Origin of the sequence: Rhodococcus sp. NPDC060176 (genome assembly GCF_042728675.1) — a bacterium.
Classification (GTDB): Bacteria; Actinomycetota; Actinomycetes; order Mycobacteriales; family Mycobacteriaceae; genus Rhodococcus_F.
In genome coordinates this window covers 1-20,246 of sequence record NZ_JBHWYS010000013.1, presented here as the reverse complement: position 1 = coordinate 20,246, position 20,246 = coordinate 1, and the positions used below count along the sequence as shown (strand labels likewise).

19 protein-coding genes are annotated in these 20,246 nt (G+C 62.9%); 16 read left to right on the top strand and 3 right to left on the bottom strand.

Translation table 11 applies throughout. From position 1 onward, the window contains the following. Positions 1-3 precede the first annotated feature (3 nt). From ACFWEM_RS31980 to ACFWEM_RS31915, 14 genes are all read left to right on the top strand, one after another. Positions 4-1,323, top strand: a complete 1,320-nt coding sequence (locus ACFWEM_RS31980) for a flavin-containing monooxygenase (protein ID WP_378539691.1) — start codon at positions 4-6, stop codon at positions 1,321-1,323. Then, positions 1,323-2,234, top strand: coding sequence for a bile acid:sodium symporter family protein (locus ACFWEM_RS31975; RefSeq protein ID WP_378539690.1), 912 nt, complete (start codon positions 1,323-1,325; stop codon positions 2,232-2,234). The genes ACFWEM_RS31980 and ACFWEM_RS31975 overlap by 1 nt, the downstream gene beginning before the upstream one ends. Further along, positions 2,231-3,166: an SDR family oxidoreductase gene (locus tag ACFWEM_RS31970; protein ID WP_378539689.1), complete on the top strand. Its 936-nt coding sequence runs from the start codon at positions 2,231-2,233 to the stop codon at positions 3,164-3,166. The genes ACFWEM_RS31975 and ACFWEM_RS31970 overlap by 4 nt, the downstream gene beginning before the upstream one ends. A 278-nt stretch (positions 3,167-3,444) precedes the next feature. Continuing rightward, positions 3,445-3,744, top strand: coding sequence for a PspA domain-containing protein (locus tag ACFWEM_RS31965; protein WP_378539749.1), 300 nt, complete (start codon positions 3,445-3,447; stop codon positions 3,742-3,744). Positions 3,745-3,782: 38 nt separating this feature from the next. Continuing rightward, a complete protein-coding gene (gene argC, locus ACFWEM_RS31960) occupies positions 3,783-4,853 on the top strand; it encodes an N-acetyl-gamma-glutamyl-phosphate reductase (RefSeq protein WP_378539688.1) in 1,071 nt (356 codons plus the stop codon). 44 nt (positions 4,854-4,897) lie between these two features. Next, a complete protein-coding gene (gene argJ / locus ACFWEM_RS31955) occupies positions 4,898-6,109 on the top strand; it encodes a bifunctional glutamate N-acetyltransferase/amino-acid acetyltransferase ArgJ (RefSeq protein ID WP_317828995.1) in 1,212 nt (403 codons plus the stop codon). Next, entirely contained in the window at positions 6,106-7,029 is a 924-nt protein-coding gene (gene argB / locus ACFWEM_RS31950) for an acetylglutamate kinase (RefSeq protein ID WP_317553961.1), read from the top strand. Before argJ ends, argB begins: the two co-directional genes overlap by 4 nt. After that, a complete protein-coding gene (locus tag ACFWEM_RS31945) occupies positions 7,026-8,225 on the top strand; it encodes an acetylornithine transaminase (protein WP_378539687.1) in 1,200 nt (399 codons plus the stop codon). Before argB ends, ACFWEM_RS31945 begins: the two co-directional genes overlap by 4 nt. Next, positions 8,222-9,172 (top strand): ornithine carbamoyltransferase, encoded by a 951-nt coding sequence (argF, locus tag ACFWEM_RS31940; protein ID WP_378539686.1) that lies wholly within the window; start codon positions 8,222-8,224, stop codon positions 9,170-9,172. The genes ACFWEM_RS31945 and argF overlap by 4 nt, the downstream gene beginning before the upstream one ends. Next, on the top strand, positions 9,169-9,648 hold the full coding sequence (locus ACFWEM_RS31935; RefSeq protein ID WP_007736224.1) for an arginine repressor: 480 nt from the start codon (positions 9,169-9,171) through the stop codon (positions 9,646-9,648). Before argF ends, ACFWEM_RS31935 begins: the two co-directional genes overlap by 4 nt. 47 nt (positions 9,649-9,695) lie before the next feature. Further along, on the top strand, positions 9,696-10,895 hold the full coding sequence (locus tag ACFWEM_RS31930) for an argininosuccinate synthase (protein ID WP_003944066.1): 1,200 nt from the start codon (positions 9,696-9,698) through the stop codon (positions 10,893-10,895). A 3-nt stretch (positions 10,896-10,898) separates the two neighbouring features. Continuing rightward, positions 10,899-12,368, top strand: coding sequence for an argininosuccinate lyase (gene argH / locus ACFWEM_RS31925; protein WP_378539685.1), 1,470 nt, complete (start codon positions 10,899-10,901; stop codon positions 12,366-12,368). Between the two features lie 170 nt (positions 12,369-12,538). Then, positions 12,539-15,520, top strand: coding sequence for an acyl-CoA synthetase (locus ACFWEM_RS31920; protein WP_378539684.1), 2,982 nt, complete (start codon positions 12,539-12,541; stop codon positions 15,518-15,520). A gap of 39 nt (positions 15,521-15,559) precedes the next feature. Next, positions 15,560-15,766, top strand: coding sequence for a Trm112 family protein (locus ACFWEM_RS31915; RefSeq protein WP_003944045.1), 207 nt, complete (start codon positions 15,560-15,562; stop codon positions 15,764-15,766). Here ACFWEM_RS31915 and ACFWEM_RS31910 read toward each other — a convergent pair. The 3 genes from ACFWEM_RS31910 to ACFWEM_RS31900 are packed head-to-tail and all read right to left on the bottom strand — an operon-like array spanning position 15,763 to position 17,863. Further along, positions 15,763-16,380, bottom strand: coding sequence for a TetR family transcriptional regulator (locus tag ACFWEM_RS31910; protein ID WP_378539683.1), 618 nt, complete (start codon positions 16,378-16,380; stop codon positions 15,763-15,765). The genes ACFWEM_RS31915 and ACFWEM_RS31910 overlap by 4 nt on opposite strands. Then, positions 16,377-17,132, bottom strand: a complete 756-nt coding sequence (locus tag ACFWEM_RS31905; protein ID WP_003944033.1) for an ABC transporter permease — start codon at positions 17,130-17,132, stop codon at positions 16,377-16,379. Before ACFWEM_RS31905 ends, ACFWEM_RS31910 begins: the two co-directional genes overlap by 4 nt. Further along, the gene (locus tag ACFWEM_RS31900) at positions 17,129-17,863 is read right to left on the bottom strand and encodes an ABC transporter ATP-binding protein (protein ID WP_378539682.1); all 735 of its coding nucleotides are present in this window, start codon (positions 17,861-17,863) and stop codon (positions 17,129-17,131) included. Before ACFWEM_RS31900 ends, ACFWEM_RS31905 begins: the two co-directional genes overlap by 4 nt. 86 nt (positions 17,864-17,949) lie before the next feature. On the opposite strand from ACFWEM_RS31900, the gene ACFWEM_RS31895 reads away from it, so the two are divergent. Continuing rightward, on the top strand, positions 17,950-18,558 hold the full coding sequence (locus ACFWEM_RS31895; RefSeq protein ID WP_378539681.1) for a DNA-3-methyladenine glycosylase: 609 nt from the start codon (positions 17,950-17,952) through the stop codon (positions 18,556-18,558). Positions 18,559-18,577: 19 nt separating this feature from the next. Continuing rightward, a complete protein-coding gene (gene tyrS / locus ACFWEM_RS31890) occupies positions 18,578-19,855 on the top strand; it encodes a tyrosine--tRNA ligase (protein ID WP_037131306.1) in 1,278 nt (425 codons plus the stop codon). The last annotated feature ends 391 nt before the right edge of the window (positions 19,856-20,246 follow it).

Here is a 20,246-nt window from a genome sequence, read left to right as displayed (position 1 = left end):
CGGATGATCACAGAGGACAAGTACGCGCTGATCGGAGCGGGCCCGTCTGGATTGGCCGGCGCGCGAAACCTCGATCGGGCCGGGATAGCGTTCGACGGCTTCGAGAGCCACGACAACGTCGGTGGGCTCTGGGACATCGACAACCCGCACAGCACCGTCTACGAGTCGGCGCACCTCATCTCTTCGAAGGGCACCACCGCGTTCGCGGAGTTCCCGATGGCGGATTCGGTGGCCGACTACCCGAGCCACGTCGAACTCGCCGAGTATTTCCGCGACTATGCCGACACTCACGATCTTCGCAGGCACTTCACCTTCGGTACTACGGTCATCGACGTTTCGCCCGTGGATCCGCTGTGGCAGGTCACCACGCGCAGCCGCAACGGTGAGACAACGGTTGCGCGGTACCGAGGCGTGATCATCGCAAACGGAACGTTGTCGAAGCCGAACATGCCGACGTTCCGCGGCGACTTCACCGGCACGTTGATGCACACGAGCGAGTACCGCAGCGCCGAGATCTTCCGTGGGAAGAAGGTACTGGTCATCGGAGCGGGCAACAGTGGATGTGACATCGCAATTGACGCCGTCCACCAGGCGGAGTCCGTCGACCTGAGCGTTCGGCGAGGCTACTACTTCGTTCCGAAGTATCTGTTCGGCCGTCCCTCGGACACCTTGAATCAGGGAAAGCCGTTGCCGCCGTGGATCAAACAACGCGTCGACACGCTGGTGCTCAAGCAGTTCACGGGAGATCCGGTGCGGTTCGGATTTCCGGTGCCGGACTACAAAATCTATGAATCGCATCCGGTCGTGAACTCGTTGATCCTGCACCACGTCGGGCACGGTGACGTGCACGTGCGCGGCGATGTCGACCGGTTCGACGGCAGGACGGTTCATTTTGTCGACGGTCCGTCCGCCGATTACGACCTCGTTCTCTGCGCCACGGGGTATCACCTCGACTACCCCTTCATCGCGCGCGCGGACCTGGACTGGTCGGGCGCTGCTCCTGACCTGTTCCTCAACGTCGCGAGTCGTCGCCACGAGAATCTCTTCGTTCTCGGGATGGTCGAAGCCTCCGGGCTCGGGTGGCAGGGCCGCTTCGAGCAAGCGGAGTTGGTGGCCAAATTGATCACGGCGCGCACCGAAGCTCCCGACGCGGCACGCGAATTCATGGCAGCGGCGGCCGGTCCACCACCCGATCTGTCCGGGGGATACAAGTACCTGAAGCTGGGTCGAATGGCCTACTACGTGAACAAGGACGCCTACCGATCGGCGATCAAGCGGCACATCGAACTGCTCGATACGGCTCTGGCGAAGGGAGGGCAGTGATGCCGATCGACGACGTGGTTCTCAACTTCAACCCGGGATCGTTGATGATCCTCAACGTGGTGCTCGCTGCGATCATGCTGGGGATCGCCCTCGACACCTCGGTCGAGGACTTCCGTCGTGCGCTCACCAAACCCAAGGCGATGGCGGTGGGTATCGCTGCCCAGTTCCTGCTGTTGCCGGCAGTGACTTTTCTCCTGACGCTGATTCTCTCGCCGGCTCCGTCGGTAGCACTCGGCATGATCCTGGTGGCATGCTGCCCACCAGGAAACATCTCGAACGTCCTGACTCACCGGGCGGGCGGCGACGTCGCGCTCTCGGTGTCCATGACGGCGGTGTCGAACGTCCTCGCGATCTTCCTCATGCCGCTCAATCTTGCGTTCTGGGGGAGCCGACGCTCGGAGACCGACGCGCTGTTGCAGTCGGTGAACTTGAATGCGCTCGAGATGGTCGTTCAAATCGCGCTCATCATCGGTGTGCCGTTTGTTGTCGGCATCTGGGCGGCGCGAAAGTTCCCGGAGGTCGCGGCGAAAGCGCAGCCGTGGGTGAAGAACGGCTCGTTGGTGGCGCTTTTGATCTTCATCGTTGCGGGAGTGTCGGGGAACGCGTCGTACTTCGTCGACTACATCGGGGTGGTACTGCTTGCGGTCTTCCTGCACGACACGGTTGCCCTCGCACTGGGATACTTCTGCGGCGCCGTCACCGGGTTGAACGAATACAGCCGTCGCGCAGTTTCGTTCGAGGTCGGCATCCGCAACGCCGGACTGGGCCTCGGATTGGTATTCACGTTCTTCGACGGACTCGGCGGTATGGCCATCGTGGCCGGCTGGTGGGGGATCTGGGACATCGTCGCCGGGTTGGCTTTGGCGACGGTCTGGTCCAAGCGCCGTACCAGAAAGGCGGTGCCGGCATGACTGTCGCGCTGGTAACGGGCGGAAACGGCTTCCTCGGCACGGCTGTCATCGATGAACTGATCGCACGAGGCATCACCGTCGTCTGTGCCGACCTCACGGTGAAGGCAACACCGGACGATCGAGTCCACCGCGTTCGAGCGGACGTGTGCGACCCCGCAGAATTGGGGCGGGTGTTCGGTGAGCACCGTCCGGACGTCGTGATACACCTTGCGTCCATCGTGAATCCCGGCAAGAACACGACAGTGGAGCAGGAGTACCTCGTCGACGTCGACGGGACACGAAACGTGCTCGCGGCCTGCGTCGAACACGGGGTCGGACGGATTGTCGTGTCTTCGTCCGGGGCGGCGTACGGCTACCACTCCGACAGCCCGGCGTGGATCACCGAAGACGTTCCCGTTCGCGGCAACGACGAATTCACTTACAGTCGGCACAAACGTCTGGTCGAGGAGATGCTCGCCGAGTATCGCGTCGTACATCCGCAGTTGGAGCAAGTTGTCTTCCGGATCGGCACGATCTTGGGCGAAAGCGTCGACAACCAGATCACAGCGTTGTTCGATCGCCGCAAGCTGCTCAAGGTCGCCGGGAGCGACAGCCCTTTCGTGTTCGTCTGGCACACCGACGTGGCGAGCGCTTTTGCCGAGGCCGTGACCGGAAACCAGGTGGGCATCTTCAATGTCGCGGGCGACGGTGCGCTGACTGTCGACGAGTTGGCTTCCCGAATGGGCAAGAGCACGGTGACGCTTCCCGCGTGGCTCCTCCGGGGCGTTCTACGCGTCGGACGGCGATTGGGTTTGACGGAACACGGTCCGGAGCGGGTCGGATTTCTCCAGTATCGGCCGGTCCTCGACAATCGGCGGCTCAAGGAACAGTTCGGATACGTCCCCGAGTATTCGAGCGAGGACGCGTTTGCGGCTTACCTCGCCTCACGCTGACCCCTTCGGCAGACGGTCGTGGAAGGATCGGAGTTGTCCGTCGACGTTTCGAGAAGGGACTGCCAGTGTCACACAATGATGGGGCCGAGAATGATGGGTCAGCACCCGGTATTTCCGTACACCAGGTAGTCGAAGCTGCTGATGCACTCGACGACAAGGACTTCCTCGCGGTCGTCCGCGCAGTGGTCGAGCGTCGTCCGAGCTTGTCGGTCCTTCTTTCCGTGGTGGACACCGCTGCCGCGAGCCTCGAGCCGAACCGCGTCGAGGACGAGAACGAGATCACCGACGCCGAAGAAGTCGAACTGCCCGACACCGTTGTGGAGGTCGACGAGATCATCGACGTCCCGGTGGTACTTGCGACCGATCCGAGAATTCCCGAACCCGACTACACCGAAGGGGGAGTCCCCACTTTCGACCGCGTTCGGGAGAAGATAGAGGGGCGCTTCGGTACCTCCATAGGTTCGGCCGAATTGGCACACGAAAGTCCTGCCGGAAAGTCCGTCGACGAGCAGTGGGACGAGCGCCAGAAGGCTGCAAAAGCCAAGCTCGAGGAGATCCGGCGATCCATGGGTAAGTAATTATGCATTCCGATGCACAATGATGCATACTGTGTGACATGACTGAAGGTGGTACGACCGAGAACACACGCAAGCCGATCAGAGTCGCCGTTGCCGGCGCCAGTGGGTACGCCGGTGGTGAGGTTCTGCGTCTGCTTCTCGGACACCCCTCCTATGCCGACGGCACTCTGGTGATCGGTTCGCTGACCGCCGGTGGCAACGCCGGTTCGACGCTCGGTGAGCATCACCCCCACTTGCTCCCACTCTCTTCGCGGGTACTCGAAGAGACCACTGTCGAAATTCTCTCGGGCCACGACGTCGTCTTCCTCGGTCTCCCGCACGGTAATTCAGCGCAGTACGCCAAGCTGCTACCCGAATCGACGGTCATCATCGACTGCGGTGCGGACTTCCGGTTGCAAGATTCCGCAGCCTGGGAGAAGTACTACAAGAGCACTCATGCCGGCACTTGGCCCTACGGGCTTCCTGAACTGCCCGGCGCCCGCGAGAAGTTGGTAGGCGCAACCCGCATCGCCGTTCCGGGCTGCTACCCGACGGCGGCGAGCCTCGCGCTGGCCCCCGCCGTTGCCGCGGGGATCGTGGACTCACACGTGAACGTGGTTGCGGTCAGTGGCACTTCGGGCGCCGGCCGGGCACCGAAGGCTGATCTGCTGGGTTCGGAGGTCATGGGCTCGGTCCGCGCATACGGCGTCGGCGGCGTCCATCGCCACACCCCTGAGATCATTCAGAATCTCTCGGCAGCAGGCGGCAAGGACATCACAGTGTCTTTCACTCCGGTCCTCGCCCCCATGCCGCGCGGTATCCTCGCGACCTGCACGGCGGCCACCACCGCGACCGAAGAGCAGGCACGCGAAGTCTACGAAAAGGCATACAACGACGAGCCGTTCATCCATGTGCTGCCTGCCGGAGTCTTCCCGCAGACCGGCGCCGTGATCGGATCGAATGCCGTGCAGATCGGTGTCACCGTGGACGCCGACGCCGGTCAGCTCGTTGTCATCTCGGCAATCGACAATCTCACCAAGGGCACCGCCGGTGGCGCTGTGCAATCGATGAACCTTGCCCTTGGCCTACCCGAGACCGCAGGTCTCTCTACCGTGGGAGTAGCTCCGTGAGCACCGACAATCCGCAGCAGATCGACAACCCAACCGAATCCGACGTGGTTCACGTCGCCGGGGGACGTCTGCTCCGTACACAGGGCGTCACCGCACCTGCCGGATTCCGCGGTGCCGGAATTGCCGCCGGTATCAAGAAGAGTGGCAAGTCGGACCTCGCACTGGTGCTCAACGAGGGCCCTGATCTGGCCGCTGCCGGCGTCTTCACCCTGAACAAGGTCAAGGCGGCTCCGGTGTTGTGGTCTCAGCAGGTCTTGACGACGGGCAAGCTGCGCGCGGTGGTGCTCAACTCGGGCGGCGCGAACGCCTGCACGGGCGCGGGTGGATTCCAGGATGCACACAAGACGGCCGAGGAAGTTGCTTCGGCACTGAGCAATTGGGGAACCGAGACGGGCGCGATCGAGGTCGCCGTGTGTTCCACCGGACTCATCGGTGACCGGTTGCCCATGGACAAGCTGATCCCGGGTGTCACGGAGGTCGTGCACGAACTTGCCGGCGGAATCTCCGGCGGCACCGACGCGGCATACGCGATCATGACCACGGACACCGTGCCGAAGCAGGCGTCGCTGCACCACGCGAACAAGTGGAACGTCGGCGGAATGGCCAAGGGCGCAGGCATGCTCGCGCCTGCGCTGGCCACCATGCTGTGCGTCGTCACGACCGATGCCGTCGCAACGGCCGAGCAGCTCGACACCGCGTTGCGCGCCGCCACCCACCTGAGCTTCGATCGTCTCGACGTCGACGGCGCGACGTCCACCAACGACACAGTGCTGCTGTTGGCCTCCGGTGCCAGCGGTGTGACGCCTACGCAGGACGAGCTCAACGCCGCAGTATTCGCAGTGTGTGACGACCTCGCCGATCAGTTGATGGCCGACGCCGAGGGTGTCACCAAGCGGGTCAAGGTGACGGTTCGCGGCGCAGCGTCCGAATCCGACGCGCTGATCGGCGCCCGGACCGTTGCTCGGGACAGCCTGGTCAAGACGGCGCTTTTCGGATCCGATCCCAACTGGGGTCGCGTCCTCGCAGCAGTGGGTATCGCTCCCATCGAGCTCGATCCAGACCGAATCAGTGTGTCCTTCAACGGAAGTCCGGTCTGCATCGACGGCGTCGGTGCTCCGGGAGCACGTGAGGTCGACCTGAGCGGGATCGACATCGAACTCGACATCGATCTGGGAATCGGCAACGAGTCCGTGAGCATTCGCACCACGGACCTCTCGCATGCCTACGTCGAAGAGAACTCGGCGTACTCGTCATGACCGAGACGTATCCCGTCATCAGCGAGCATCAGAAGGCACATGTCCTTGCGGACGCGCTGCCGTGGCTGCAGCGATTCCGCGACAAGGTGGTCGTGGTCAAGTACGGCGGAAACGCCATGATCGACGAGACGCTCAAGACGGCATTTGCCGCCGACATGGCGTTTCTGCGGACTGTCGGCATCCATCCCGTCGTCGTTCACGGCGGTGGCCCGCAGATCAATGCGATGCTGGCACGCCTTGGCATGAAGGGTGAGTTCCGCGGTGGCTTCCGTGTGACGACGCCCGAGGTGATGGACGTCGTGCGGATGGTGCTTTTCGGTCAGGTCGGCCGTGAACTCGTCGGCCTGATCAACGCGCACGGTCCTTATGCGGTCGGTATCTCCGGTGAAGATGCGCACCTGTTCACCGCTACTCGACGCACTGTTGCGGTCGAGGGGGAGCAGACCGACATCGGTCTGGTCGGAGACGTCACCACCGTGAACCCGGACGCGGTACTCGATCTCATTGCGGCAGGACGTATTCCGGTGGTCTCGACCATCGCCCCCGACGCCGACGGTGTCGTCCACAACATCAATGCCGATACTGCTGCTGCGGCACTGGCCGAGGCAATCGGTGCGGAGAAGCTCGTTGTCCTCACCGATGTCGAAGGTCTGTACACCGATTGGCCGGACCGATCCTCGCTGGCCACCGAAATCGACACCGACGCCCTTGCTCAGTTGTTGCCGAGTCTCGATGCCGGCATGGTGCCCAAGATGGAGGCCTGCCTTCGCGCGGTGCGCGGAGGTGTGCCGTCGGCGCACGTGATCGACGGCCGGCTCGAACATTCAGTCCTACTCGAACTTTTCACCGGCGAAGGAATCGGCACGATGGTCGTGCCGGGTTCCTCGGTCGCCGGTCCCCAGCAGGGAGTTACCTCATGAGCACGATCGATCTCCAGCAGCGGTGGTCCGCTTCGCTGATGAACAATTACGGCGTACCCCGGGTTGCTCTCGTCCGCGGTGACGGGGCCGTACTCACCGACGCCGACGGCAAGCAGTACGTCGACTTCCTGGCCGGAATCGCCGTCAACATCCTCGGACACGGGCATCCGGCCGTCGTCGAAGCCGTCACGACGCAGTTGTCGACGCTGGGCCATGTGTCCAACCTGTACGCCAGCGAGCCGGTCGTCGAGTTGGCGGAGCAGCTGCTCGCTCATCTCGGCAACGTGAGCGGGCGCGCGTTCTTCTGCAACTCCGGTACCGAGGCGAACGAGGCTGCCTTCAAGCTCGCTCGCGCCACCGGCCGGAAGAAGATCATCGCAGCCGAGGGCTCTTTCCACGGTCGCACGATGGGCGCACTCGCTCTGACGGGTCAGCCTGCCAAGCGGGCGCCGTTCGAACCGATGCCTGCCGGTGTCGAGTTCGTGCCGTACGGCGACGTCGAAGCGCTCGAGCGGGCCGTCGATTCCGACACCGCCGCTGTGTTCCTCGAACCGATCATGGGTGAGGGCGGCGTCGTGGTGCCGCCTGAGGGATACCTCGTGGAAGCTCGGCGGATCACCGCCGAACGCGGTGCGCTTCTCGTACTCGACGAAGTGCAGACCGGCATCGGCCGGACGGGCTGGTTCTACGCCCATCAGGCCGTCGGCATCGTTCCCGACGTCATCACGCTTGCGAAGGGGCTCGGCGGCGGAATGCCGATCGGCGCCTGCATCGCGACCGGAGCAACGGCAGAGTTGTTCGGGCCGGGTAAGCACGGGACGACATTCGGTGGAAATCCGGTGTGCGCCGCGGCTGCACTTGCCGTGCTGAAAACCATTGCAGCGGAAGACCTGATCTCGCGCGCGGACAGTTTGGGTAAGTCGATCTCGACTGGCATCGAAGATCTGGGCCATCCGTTGGTCGACTACGTACGGGGATCAGGACTGTTGCTGGGTGTCGTGCTGACCGAGGACGTCGCGCCGGCGGTGGAAAATTCAGCCCGCGAAGCCGGGTACCTTGTGAATGCAGCGCAACCCGGAGTAATCCGGTTGGCGCCGCCGCTGATCCTCACGGATGAGCAGGCCGAAACCTTCGTGGCAGCACTACCTGCCATCTTCGACAGTGCACTATCGGCTGACCAGCCGGGGGAGAAGTGACTACCGTGGTGAAACACTTTCTCAGGGACGACGATCTGACTCCGGCGCAGCAGGCCGAAGTTCTGGAACTCGCTGCGATTCTCAAGAAGGACCCGTTCGCTCGGCGTCCACTCGAGGGTCCACGCGGAGTCGGCGTCATCTTCGAGAAGAACTCGACGCGTACACGTTTCTCGTTCGAGATGGGCATCGCACAGATGGGCGGCCACGCCGTCGTCGTCGACGGGCGCAGCACCCAACTCGGGCGTGAAGAGACGCTGGCGGACACCGGACGCGTTCTCTCCCGCTACGTCGACGCCGTCGTGTGGCGCACGTTCGGCCAGAAGCGCTTGGAGCAGATGGCAACGGGCGCAACCATTCCCATCGTCAACGCATTGTCGGACGAGTTTCACCCCTGTCAGGTTCTGGCAGATCTGCAAACGCTGACCGAGCAGAAGGGTGAGCTCAAGGGGCTGAAGCTGACCTACCTGGGTGACGGCGCCAACAACATGGCTCACTCACTGATGCTCGGCGGAGTCACCGCAGGCATCGACGTCACCATTGCCAGCCCCGCGGGCTTCGAACCGGCGGACTGGGTAGTGGCAGCAGCACGCAAACGCGCCGAGGAAACCGGCGCGACCATCACGCTGACGCAGGACCCGCAGGCCGGCGTCGTCGGCGCCGACGCGTTGGTCACCGACACCTGGACCTCGATGGGTCAGGAGAACGACGGACTCGATCGGGTCGGACCTTTCCGTCCGTTCCAGATCAACAAGGAGCTGCTCGCAAAGGCAGATCCGAAGGCCGTCGTCCTGCACTGCCTGCCCGCGCATCGCGGGGAAGAAGTCACCGACGAGGTTCTCGACGGGCCGCAGAGTGTGGTCTGGGACGAGGCGGAGAACCGTCTGCACGCCCAGAAGGCATTGCTCGTGTGGCTGCTGGAGCAGCGAACACAACTGGACCCGGCGTGAGCGTCGCTCCCACTCGGGCTGGTCGCCAGTCGCGCATCATCGCGCTTCTGGCGGCTCACCCCGTCCGAAGTCAGACGGAGCTGGCGGCCTTGCTCGGTGCCGAGGGCATCGAAGCAACGCAGGCGACGCTCTCGCGTGACCTCGAAGAGCTGGGAGCGGTGAAACTGCGTGCCGCCGACGGCGGCGCCGGTGTTTACGTGGTGCCGGAAGACGGGAACCCGGTACGCGGTGTGGCCGGCGGTACCGACCGCCTCTCCCGGCTGTTGGGTGAGCTGTTGGTCTCCACCGATTTCAGCGGCAACATGGCGATCCTCCGGACACCGCCGGGAGCCGCGCACTACCTCGCGAGCGCACTGGATCGGTCCTCGATGCCGGACATCGTAGGCACGATCGCCGGAGATGACACCATCTTCGTAGTGGCCCGGGAACCGCTTTCCGGAGCGGAACTCGCGGCCATGATCGAATCGCTCGCCTGACCCCTTATTCTTTGATAGAGATTTTCAACCGAAGGAGCACAAAAACCATGGCCGATCGCGTCGTACTCGCCTACTCGGGCGGGCTGGACACTTCTGTTGCCATCAGTTGGATCGGTAAGGAGACGGGCGCTGAAGTTGTCGCCGTCGCCATCGATCTGGGGCAGGGTGGCGAGGACATGGAGGTCGTGCGTCAGCGCGCGATCGACTGCGGCGCAGTCGAATCCGTTGTCGTCGACGCCCGCGACGAGTTCGCGGACGAATACTGCCTGCCGACCATCGCAGCCAACGCCCTGTACATGGACCGCTACCCGCTCGTCTCGGCCATCAGCCGTCCGCTGATCGTCAAGCACATCGTCGAAGCTGCACGCTCGCATGGCGGCACCATCGTCTCGCACGGTTGCACCGGTAAGGGCAACGACCAAGTTCGCTTCGAGGTCGGATTCGGCGCCCTCGCACCCGACCTGCAGGTCATCGCACCGGTCCGCGACTACGCCTGGACCCGCGAGAAGGCCATCGCCTTCGCCGAAGAGAACAACATCCCGATCAACGTCTCCAAGAAGTCGCCGTTCTCGATCGACCAGAACGTCTGGGGCCGCGCCGTCGAGACCGGATTCCTCGAGGATCTGTGGAACGCGCCGACGAAGGACGTCTACGACTACACCCAGGACCCGACGGTCAACTGGAATGCACCCGACGAGCTCATCATCAGCTTCGACAAGGGCCGCCCGGTCGCCATCGACGGCCGCCCGGTATCGGTTCTCGAAGCCATTCAGGAACTGAACAAGCGCGCAGGCGCTCAGGGCGTCGGCCGCCTCGACGTCGTCGAGGACCGTCTCGTGGGCATCAAGAGCCGTGAGATCTACGAGGCTCCCGGCGCGATGGTTCTCATCACCGCACACCAGGAACTCGAGCACGTCACCCTCGAACGCGAACTCGGTCGCTACAAGCGTCAGATGGAGCAGCGTTGGTCCGAGCTGGTCTACGACGGCCTCTGGTTCTCGCCCCTCAAGGATGCACTGGACACGTTCGTCGACAAGACGCAGGAACGCGTCACCGGCGACATCCGTCTCTTCCTGCACGGTGGAGCCATCACCGTCAACGGCCGTCGCAGCCCGGAGTCGCTCTACGACTTCAACCTCGCGACGTACGACGAGGGCGACAGCTTCGACCAGTCTGCATCGAAGGGCTTCGTCGAGATCCACGGTCTGTCGTCGAAGGTCGCCGCGAAGCGCGATCTGGGACTCTGAGCCATGACGGCTCACGGTGACGGAGACGCCCAAAAACCTTACGGTGACGGAGACGCCCAAAAACACGGCACCAACGAAGGTGCGCTGTGGGGCGGGCGGTTCGAGTCCGGACCGGCCGCTGCGATGGCGGCGCTGAGCAAGTCGACTCACTTCGACTGGGTCCTCGCTCCGTACGACGTGCGGGCGTCGCAGGCGCATGCACGTGTGCTGAACAAGGCCGGCCTGCTCAGCGAAGCCGACCTCGCGACGATGCTCGACGGTCTCGACCGTCTGGCGGCAGATGTCGCCAGTGGCGCCTTCGGGCCCAGTGATTCGGACGAGGACGTTCACGGCGCACTCGAGCGTGGTCTGATCGAGCGCGTCGGGCCTGAGGTCGGTGGACGCCTGCGTGCTGGTCGTTCACGTAACGACCAGGTGGCCACGCTGTTCCGCATGTGGCTTCGCGATGCGGTCCGCCGCATCTCCACCGGAGTTCTCGACGTGGTCGACGCATTGGCGACTCAGGCCGGGGCGCATCCGGATGCCGTGATGCCGGGCAAGACGCACCTGCAGGCGGCTCAGCCGGTCCTGTTGGCGCATCACCTGCTCGCTCACGCACATCCACTGTTGCGCGACGTGCAACGCCTTCGCGACTTCGACGTGCGAGCTGCGGTGTCCCCGTACGGTTCCGGTGCACTGGCCGGTTCCTCACTCGGACTCGATCCCGAAGCGATTGCGGCGGAACTGAAGTTCGACAGCTCGGCCGAGAACTCGATCGACGCAACGGCTTCGCGTGATTTCGCAGCCGAGGCAGCGTTCGTGCTCGCAATGATCGGTGTCGATCTCTCCCGTATGGCGGAAGAGATCATCATCTGGAGCACACCGGAGTTCGGCTACATCACTCTTGCCGACGCGTGGTCCACGGGATCGTCGATCATGCCGCAGAAGAAGAATCCGGATGTCTCGGAACTCACGCGCGGTAAGTCGGGTCGTTTGATCGGTAACCTCACCGGATTGTTGGCGACGCTCAAGGCTCAGCCGCTGGCGTACAACCGCGATCTGCAAGAGGACAAGGAACCGGTCTTCGACTCGGTTGCGCAGCTCGAGATGTTGCTCCCGGCCATCACCGGTCTGGTGCAGACTCTCGAGTTCCACACCGAGCGTATGGCGGAACTTGCTCCGGCAGGGTTCACGTTGGCCACCGACATCGCGGAGTGGATGGTGCGTCAGGGCGTGCCGTTCCGGGTTGCACACGAGGCAGCCGGAGCGTGTGTGCGTGTCGCCGAAGCGCGAGGCGTCGGACTCGAAGATCTCACGGACGAGGAACTGGCCGGCGTCGACAGCGCGCTGACGCCCGCTGTTCGTGAGGTGCTGACAGTCGAGGGTTCCATCTCTTCGCGTAATGCACGGGGCGGCACCGCGGGGGTGCGGGTGGCAGAGCAGTTGGACGGAGTCCGAGCAGTGGCGCAGTCGCTGCGGGGATGGACACTCTGACCTCGAGGTCGCGAGTGTCGTCCCTCTCTTTTCGGCAGTAGTCCTTCGGTCGTACGCGGTCAGGGAGCAGAATTTGCTCCCTGACCGCGTACGCGTATTCGTCGTCAGTAGGCTTGTCGCGCGCGGGAAAAATGAGACTGACGTCACATGGTGAGTAACTTGGGAGTGAAATGGTGGGATTGAATTCCAAGTCTGTGCTGGGCCCGATTCGTCGGGTGGTTGCGACAGCACAAAACGGCCTCGAGGTCGTCCGGTTGGGTGGGTTGGAAACGGATGCGACCACGTCGCCGTTCGAAATCGTCGAACGCGCAGCGATGTATCGGCTACGGCGTTACTTCCCGGACAGTGACCCGGAAACCGTCGGCGCACCGATCTTGCTGATCCCGCCGATGATGATGTCGGCGAACGTGTACGACGTGACCCGCGACCAGGGCGCTGTGGGAATTCTGCACGAGATGGGCCTTGACCCTTGGGTCGTCGATTTCGGTTCGCCCGACTCCGAAGAGGGCGGTTGGGATCGCAATCTTGCCGATCACATCATCGCTCTCAGCGACATCGTCGATCACATCCGCCGTCACACCGGTAAAGATGTTCACATCTCCGGTTACTCGCAGGGTGGAATGTTCGCCTATCAGGCTGCTGCCTACCGACGCAGCCGAAACATAGCCAGTGTCATCACCTTCGGCAGCCCGGTAGACACACTCGCTGCATTGCCTTTCGGCATCCCGGCCGGATTGGCTACCAAGGGTGCGGATTTCCTCGCCGATCACGTCTTCAATCGCCTGGCAGTCACCGGATGGATGGCTCGTACCGGGTTCCAGTTGCTCGATCCCGTGAAGTCGCTGAAGATGCGCGTCGACTTCCTGCTTCAACTGCACGACCGTGAGGCGTTGCTACCGAGAGAGCAGCAGCGACGCTTCCTCGCCACCGAGGGTTGGGTCGCGTGGTCGGGGCCTGCGGTAGCCGAACTGCTCAAGCAGTTCATCGTGCACAACAGGATGATGACCGGTGGTTTTGTCATCAAGGATCAATTGGTCTCGCTCGCCGAAATCACCTGCCCCATCCTGGCCTTTGTCGGCGAGGTCGACGACATCGGTCAGCCGCAAGCGGTTCGCGGTATCAGTCAAGCGGCTCCGCGGGCGAAGGTCTATGAATCTACTTTGCGCGCAGGTCATTTCGGTTTGGTTGTCGGTTCCACCGCGGCCAATCACACCTGGCCGACAACCGGTGAATTCGTGCAGTGGACCGAAACGGGTGGGCCGCTCCCGGACCGCATCGCGAACATGGTCTACGGCGCCGACCTCGAAGACCAGACCGGCGTGTCGATCAGCAATCGGATCATCCACACCGTCGCCTCGGTCGCCGAAGTAGGGGCAGGCGTCACCAAGGGAATCAGTGACCTTGCCGCCGGCGCCTTGCGCGGCACTTTCGAGTTGTCCGGCGAGGCTGCGCGCGCGTTGCCACGTCTGGCGCGGCTCAACCAGATTCAGCCGCACACCAAGATCTCCCTGAGCCAATTGCTTGCGGAGCAGCGTCGAAAGGCGCCGAACGGCGAGTGCTTCCTCTTCGACAATCGCGTGCACACCTACGAAGCGGTCAACGCCCGCATCGACAATGTCGTACGCGGTTTGATCTCCGTGGGAGTGCGTCCGGCAGCACATGTCGGTGTTCTGATGGAGACCCGTCCCAGCGCACTTGCGGCCATCGCGGCTCTCTCGCGACTCGGTGCCGTTGCCGTCATGCTTCCGCCAGGGTCCGACATCACGGCTGCGGTCAAGCTGGGATCGGTCGATCGGATCATCACCGATCCGGAGAACGTCGATGCCGCAGTGGTTACCGGTAGGCCTGTTCTGGTTCTCGGCGGCGGCGATGCCCGTGGCCTCGAGGTGGATCCGTCGCACGACGTGATCGATCTCGAACAAATCGATCCGACGAAGGTCAATCTGCCCGGGTGGTACCGACCGGATCCCGGTGTCGCCCGCGAACTCGCGTTCATCATCTTTGCGGAATCCGGCGGTGTGCTCGAAGCCAAGCAGATCACCAACTACCGGTGGGCATTGTCGGCCTTCGGCACGGCCACGGCGGCAGATCTCGATCGCGGTGACACCGTGTACTGCCTTGCGCCGCTCCACCATTCGTCGAGTTTGCTCGCGACCATCGGTGGCGCAATGGCCGGTGGTTCCCGGATTGCTCTCTCACGCGGACTGAACCCGGCGAGGTTTGTCGAAGAAATCCACCGCTACGGCGTGACGGTCGTGAGTTACACGTGGTCGATGATGCGCGAGATCCTCGACGAGGATCTTCTCCTCATCGACGGTAGCCATCCGGTCCGCCTGTTCATCGGTTCGGGAATGCCCCATGGTCTGTGGAAGCGGACCACGGAGGCGTTCGACCCCGCGCAGGTGCTCGAGTTCTATGCGTCGACCGAAGGCGATGTGATTCTCGCCAACGTCGCAGGCTCCAAAGTTGGCTCCAAAGGTCGCCCGCTGCCGGGGAGCGCGCAGGTTCGGTTGGCGGCCTACGACCCGCTCAGTGGTCGGCTCCTCGAAAACGGCAACGGATTTGTCCGTGAGTGCGCCGAAGACGAGGTCGGCTTGCTGCTCGGGCGCGCGGGATTCACCGCTGATCTCTCGGGCGGCGCCATGCGAGGTCTCTTCCAAGCCGGCGATTCGTGGATTCCCACCGAGAATCTCTTCCGCCGGGACGGCGACGGCGACTACTGGCTGATCGATCACAAGAACACGGTCATTTCCACCCTCCGCGGTCCCGTGTTCACCCAGCCGATCGTCGACGCTTTGTCGAGTGTCGCGCGGGTAGATCTTGCAGTCGCGTACGGCGTCGGCGACGCACCGCATCAGTTGGCGGTCGCTGCCGTGACCTGGCGTCCGGGGCGGCAGTTCCGGTCTGCCGAGCTTGCAGAGGCTCTCTCGCGCATCGATTTCGACGCTCGCCCGGACATCGTGCACGTAGTGGACGAGATCCCGGTGGGCTCGTCGTACCGTCCGAGCTCTACTGCTTTGGCTGCGGCCGGACTGCCGGCGCCGGGGCCACGGACCTGGTTCCTCGATTCCGAGACGCAGTCGTACAAGCGGCTGACCAAGGCAATTGCCGCGCAGTTGATGCCGACGAGGGTGGGCACCGGAGCACGGTAGCCTGAGGGCATTCTGTTTGATCGGTTCGAGAGGACTCACGTGGCTATTGATTCGACGTTGCTCAGCATTCTGGCCTGCCCCCAGGACAAGGGCCCGCTGCTGCTGGTCGGGGACGAGTTGCTCTACAACCCCCGTTTGCGGCGCGCGTATCCGATCGAGAACGGCATTCCTGTTCTGTTGATCGACGAGGCACGCGATGTGGCCGACGACGAGCACGAGAAGTTGCTCGCACGGGCCGAAGGCTAGATCGGCAACTCACCGGTGAGGTACCGCTGGAGGTTCGGAGCTACCAGCGGTACCAGTGCGTCGACGCTCAACGTCGCGAGCGGTTCGAGTCCGAGCACGTATCGCGTGACCAGTAGCCCGGCCATCTGAGAGGCCACCAATTCTGCTCTGATCAGGCCGGTGCCCGGTGGTGTGTCCACCCGCGGAATGATGTCACGCAATACGATATCGAGCAGAAAGCTCTGAATCAGTTGCGATCCGTCTCCGGAAATGGCTGATCGAAAAGCCGCCAGAATCGCCGGCTGATGTTCCGATTCCCAGAGCCCGATCACCGCCCGGAGAAGGCTTTCGCCGAGATTTTCGGTCGGGGAGGTGTGAACCGGTCCCAGTACCTGTGCTGGATCGATCGGTAGCGCGATAGCAGCGGTGAACAACTGCTCCTTGCTCCCGAAATGGTGATGAATCATGGCCGGATCGACGTCAGCGGCCGCGGCTATCGATCGAACGGTAGTTCTTCGAAAACCGTTCCGGGAGAACTCTCGTCGCGCCGAATCGAGAATCTGCGCGCGAGTCTCCGACTTGCCCGGTCGTCGCCCCGAACGAGTTGGCGTCGGCGCGGTGCTGTTGTCGGTCATGGAGTGCGGCGATCGAGTGTGGCTGCGGCCAGCGATAGTGCGGCGGCGGCAAAGCCTGCCATGACGGCGAGATCACGCCACATCTGACCTGTCGCGTCGGCATGCATCGACACTTGTTGAAGCGCGTCGACGGCGTAGCTCAAGGGGAGGACGTTGCTGATCCATTCGAGCCAGGTCGGCAATTGGTCACGAGGTACCAGGAGGCCGCAGAGGAAGAGCTGTGGAACCACTACGACAGGCATGAACTGCACTGCTTGGAATTCGGTCTTCGCGAACGCACTGGCCAACAGACCAAGAGCAACGCCGAGGATCGCGCCGAGAACTGCAATGACGATGACCCACGCAAGACTGCCCGCGATGGTGAGCCCGAGAAATCCGAAAGCTACCGCGCACGCGAGAGCTGCCTGAGCGGCTGCGGAGAGCGAAAATGCTGCACCGTATCCGGCGAGAAGATCGAGTTTGCCCATCGGCGTGGTGAGCAGGCGTTCGAGTGTGCCTGAACTGCGTTCGCGTTGCATCGCGATGGACGTGACCAGGAACATGACGACGAACGGCAAGATTCCCAACATCGTGATCGCCACTCGTTGGAAGAGCGAAACCTGGCCGGGCGGCGTCGGGACGTCTTGGTAGAGGAAATAGAGCAGAATCATCAGCAACGACGGGACCAGCAAGATCATGGCCACCGTGCGGTGATCTTGGCGGAGCTGAAGCAGAATTCGGACGGTCGTAGCGCCGAAGATCCTGATGCTCATGATATTTCGCCTCCGACGGGTGAAGTCCGAATCAGTTCGAGGAAGGCGTCCTCGAGCCGTTCACATCTGGTTTTCGCGCGCAGTTCGTCAGGGGTGAGTTGCGCGAGAAGGTACCCGTCGCGCATCAGAATCAGTTCTGCGCAGTGGTCCGCCTCGTCCATGACGTGGCTGGAGACCAACAGGGTGGTTCCGCTGCGAGCGAGGTCGGCAAATCGTTCCCACAACTCGACGCGAAGCACCGGATCGAGGCCGACGGTCGGTTCGTCGAGGATCAACACATCAGGTGACGCCACCAGCGCGCATGCCAGCGAAACTCGACCGCGTTGACCTCCGGACAGGTCGGCTGCGGTCTGGTCGGCATAACGGCTCAATCCGACGGCGTCGATCGCTGCTGCGACGTCTGCGCCGGATTTTCCGTACAGAGCGCCGAAATACTGAACATTTCGTGTGACCGTCAGGTCGCCGTACACACTGGGGGATTGGGTGACGTACCCGATTCGACGGCGAAGGCCGACGGACCCGGCGCGATCTCCCAGGACTCTGACCTCACCACTTTCGACGATCTGCGTTCCGACTATCGCGCGCATGAGGGTTGTCTTGCCGCAACCGGAGGGTCCGAGCAGTCCGGTGATCGATCCCGCCGAAACTTGCAGGTCAAGCGAGTGGAGTACTTCGTGTTTGCCGCGAATGACTCGGAGTCCGCGGATGTCTATTGCCGGCGTTGTGGTCACTGTGCGCCTCGTTTCAATAATTCATCACTTGTTGAATTATGCGACTCGGCCGACCGGCGAGTCAACGGTGTGGGCACAATCGAAGGGTGAGTATCGAGACCTTGGTAAATGTGAAAAACCCGTTGGAAGCGGGCTTGGCGGTTCTCGGCTCGACCCTGATCGTCGATGAGGTCTCTCTGAGAATTGTCGAGGTGGAGGCTTACGGCGGGGAGAAGGACGGGCCCTGGCCGGATCCGGCAGCGCATTCATATCGGGGGCAAACGCCGCGAAACAGCGTGATGTTCGGGCGGGCGGGGCGTCTGTACGTCTACCGCAGCTACGGAATGCACTTTTGCATGAACATCTCGTACGGCCCGGATGGTGTCGCGGGCGGTGTTCTGCTCCGAGCCGCCGAAATCGAAGCCGGCCACGATGTGGTGTCCGCACGGAGATCGCCGGATCGGCCGTCTCACCAATGGGCCAGAGGGCCAGGTAATCTCGGCGCTTCCGCCGCAATCACGCTGGGGGACAACGGAACAGACGTGTTCGACCCGGCGTCGCGGATTCGGCTCGAATTGGGGGAGTCGAAGGTATGGGTGAGCGGACCGCGGGTGGGTGTCAGCACCGCGGCGGAGGTCCCGTGGCGCTTCTGGATTCCGGACTCCCCGGCGGTGTCCGCGTATCGCCGAAGCCCGCGAGCACCGGCCGTTTCGTGAAGATGGGATGATCGAGTCCGTGACTGAGAATATTCTCGACGAACTGACCTGGCGCGGGCTGATCGCCCAATCAACCGATCTCGACGCTTTGCGTAAAGATCTCGAGGCCGGACCGGTCACGCTGTATGCGGGGTTCGACCCGACCGGACCGAGTCTGCACGCAGGCCACCTGGTTCCGCTCCTTGCGCTCAAGCGTTTTCAGCGCGCCGGCAACCGCCCGATCGTTCTTGCCGGCGGTGCAACGGGCTTGATCGGTGACCCCCGTGACGTCGGGGAACGGACGATGAACTCCGCCGACACTGTCGCAGACTGGGCGGGTCGCATCCGTGGTCAGCTCGAACGATTCGTGGATTTCGACGATTCGCCGACGAGTGCGGTCATCGAGAACAACATGAACTGGACGGGCAAGATGTCGGCCATCGATTTCTTGCGTGATGTGGGCAAACACTTCTCCGTGAACGTGATGCTCGCGCGCGACACCGTCAAGCGTCGCCTCGAATCGGACGGAATGTCGTACACCGAGTTCAGCTACATGCTGCTCCAGGCCAACGACTACCTGCACCTGCGGCGCGATCTCGGCTGCACGTTGCAGGTCGGCGGGTCCGATCAGTGGGGCAACATCATTGCCGGCGTCGAACTCAACCGTCGTGTCGACGGTGAGAGCGTGCACGCAATGACGGTTCCGCTGGTGACCTCGGCCGATGGCAAAAAGTTCGGAAAATCGACCGGTGGCGGCAGTTTGTGGCTCGACCCAGAGATGACCAGCCCGTACGCCTGGTACCAGTACTTCGTGAACACTGGCGACGCCGACGTGATCAAGTACCTGCGCTGGTTCACCTTCTTGACTGCGGACGAACTCGCGGAGTTGGAGACTGCAACGGCGGAGCGGCCGCATGCGCGAGAAGCGCAGAAGCGACTCGCCGCGGAGATGACGACCTTGGTTCACGGAGAACACAACACCCGTGCTGTCGAGCTCGCCAGCCAGGCGTTGTTCGGCAAGGCGGAGCTGGCGGAACTCGACGAGTCGACGCTTGCTGCCGCGCTGAAAGAAGCATCTGTCAGCGAATTGGCGCCGGGGGAGCCGCGCACGATCATCGATCTGCTCGTGACGAGCGGTTTGTGTGAGAGCAAGGGAGCTGCTCGACGCGCAGTGAAAGAGGGCGGCGCTTCGGTGAACAACCAGAAGGTGTCGGCCGACGACTGGGAGCCCACCGCATCCGATCTGCTTCACGGCAGCTGGTTGGTCGTCCGGCGCGGAAAGCGCAACTTCGCCGGCGTGAAAATCCTTCCGAACTGACGTGTGTGGGGTCACAGTTGTCTTGCGAGGCTCCTGTGGCCGCTGGTGGCCCGCCTGCGGGCGGGCCACCAGCGGATTTAACCTGACGAACACCTGCGACCTGCACGTTTGACGCTCAGTTTTCATTCGCGTAACTTTGTCCAAGTCAGAGCGACACGGACACCAACCCCGACCGAGAGGCCGGGGACACGCGGTTGGACGAAGTCGGAGACAGTCACGCTCAGCGGGAATTTGCTTCCCTAGAGCGAACAAGCTAAGATTGTAACCCTTGCCCCGGAGCTTTCAACCTGGTTGAAGTGATGGTGTGTGCGTGTTCTTTGAGAACTCAACAGTGTGTCGATGAATGTCAGTGCCAAATATTTTTTTGGTACTTCGCATGTCGGATGATGTT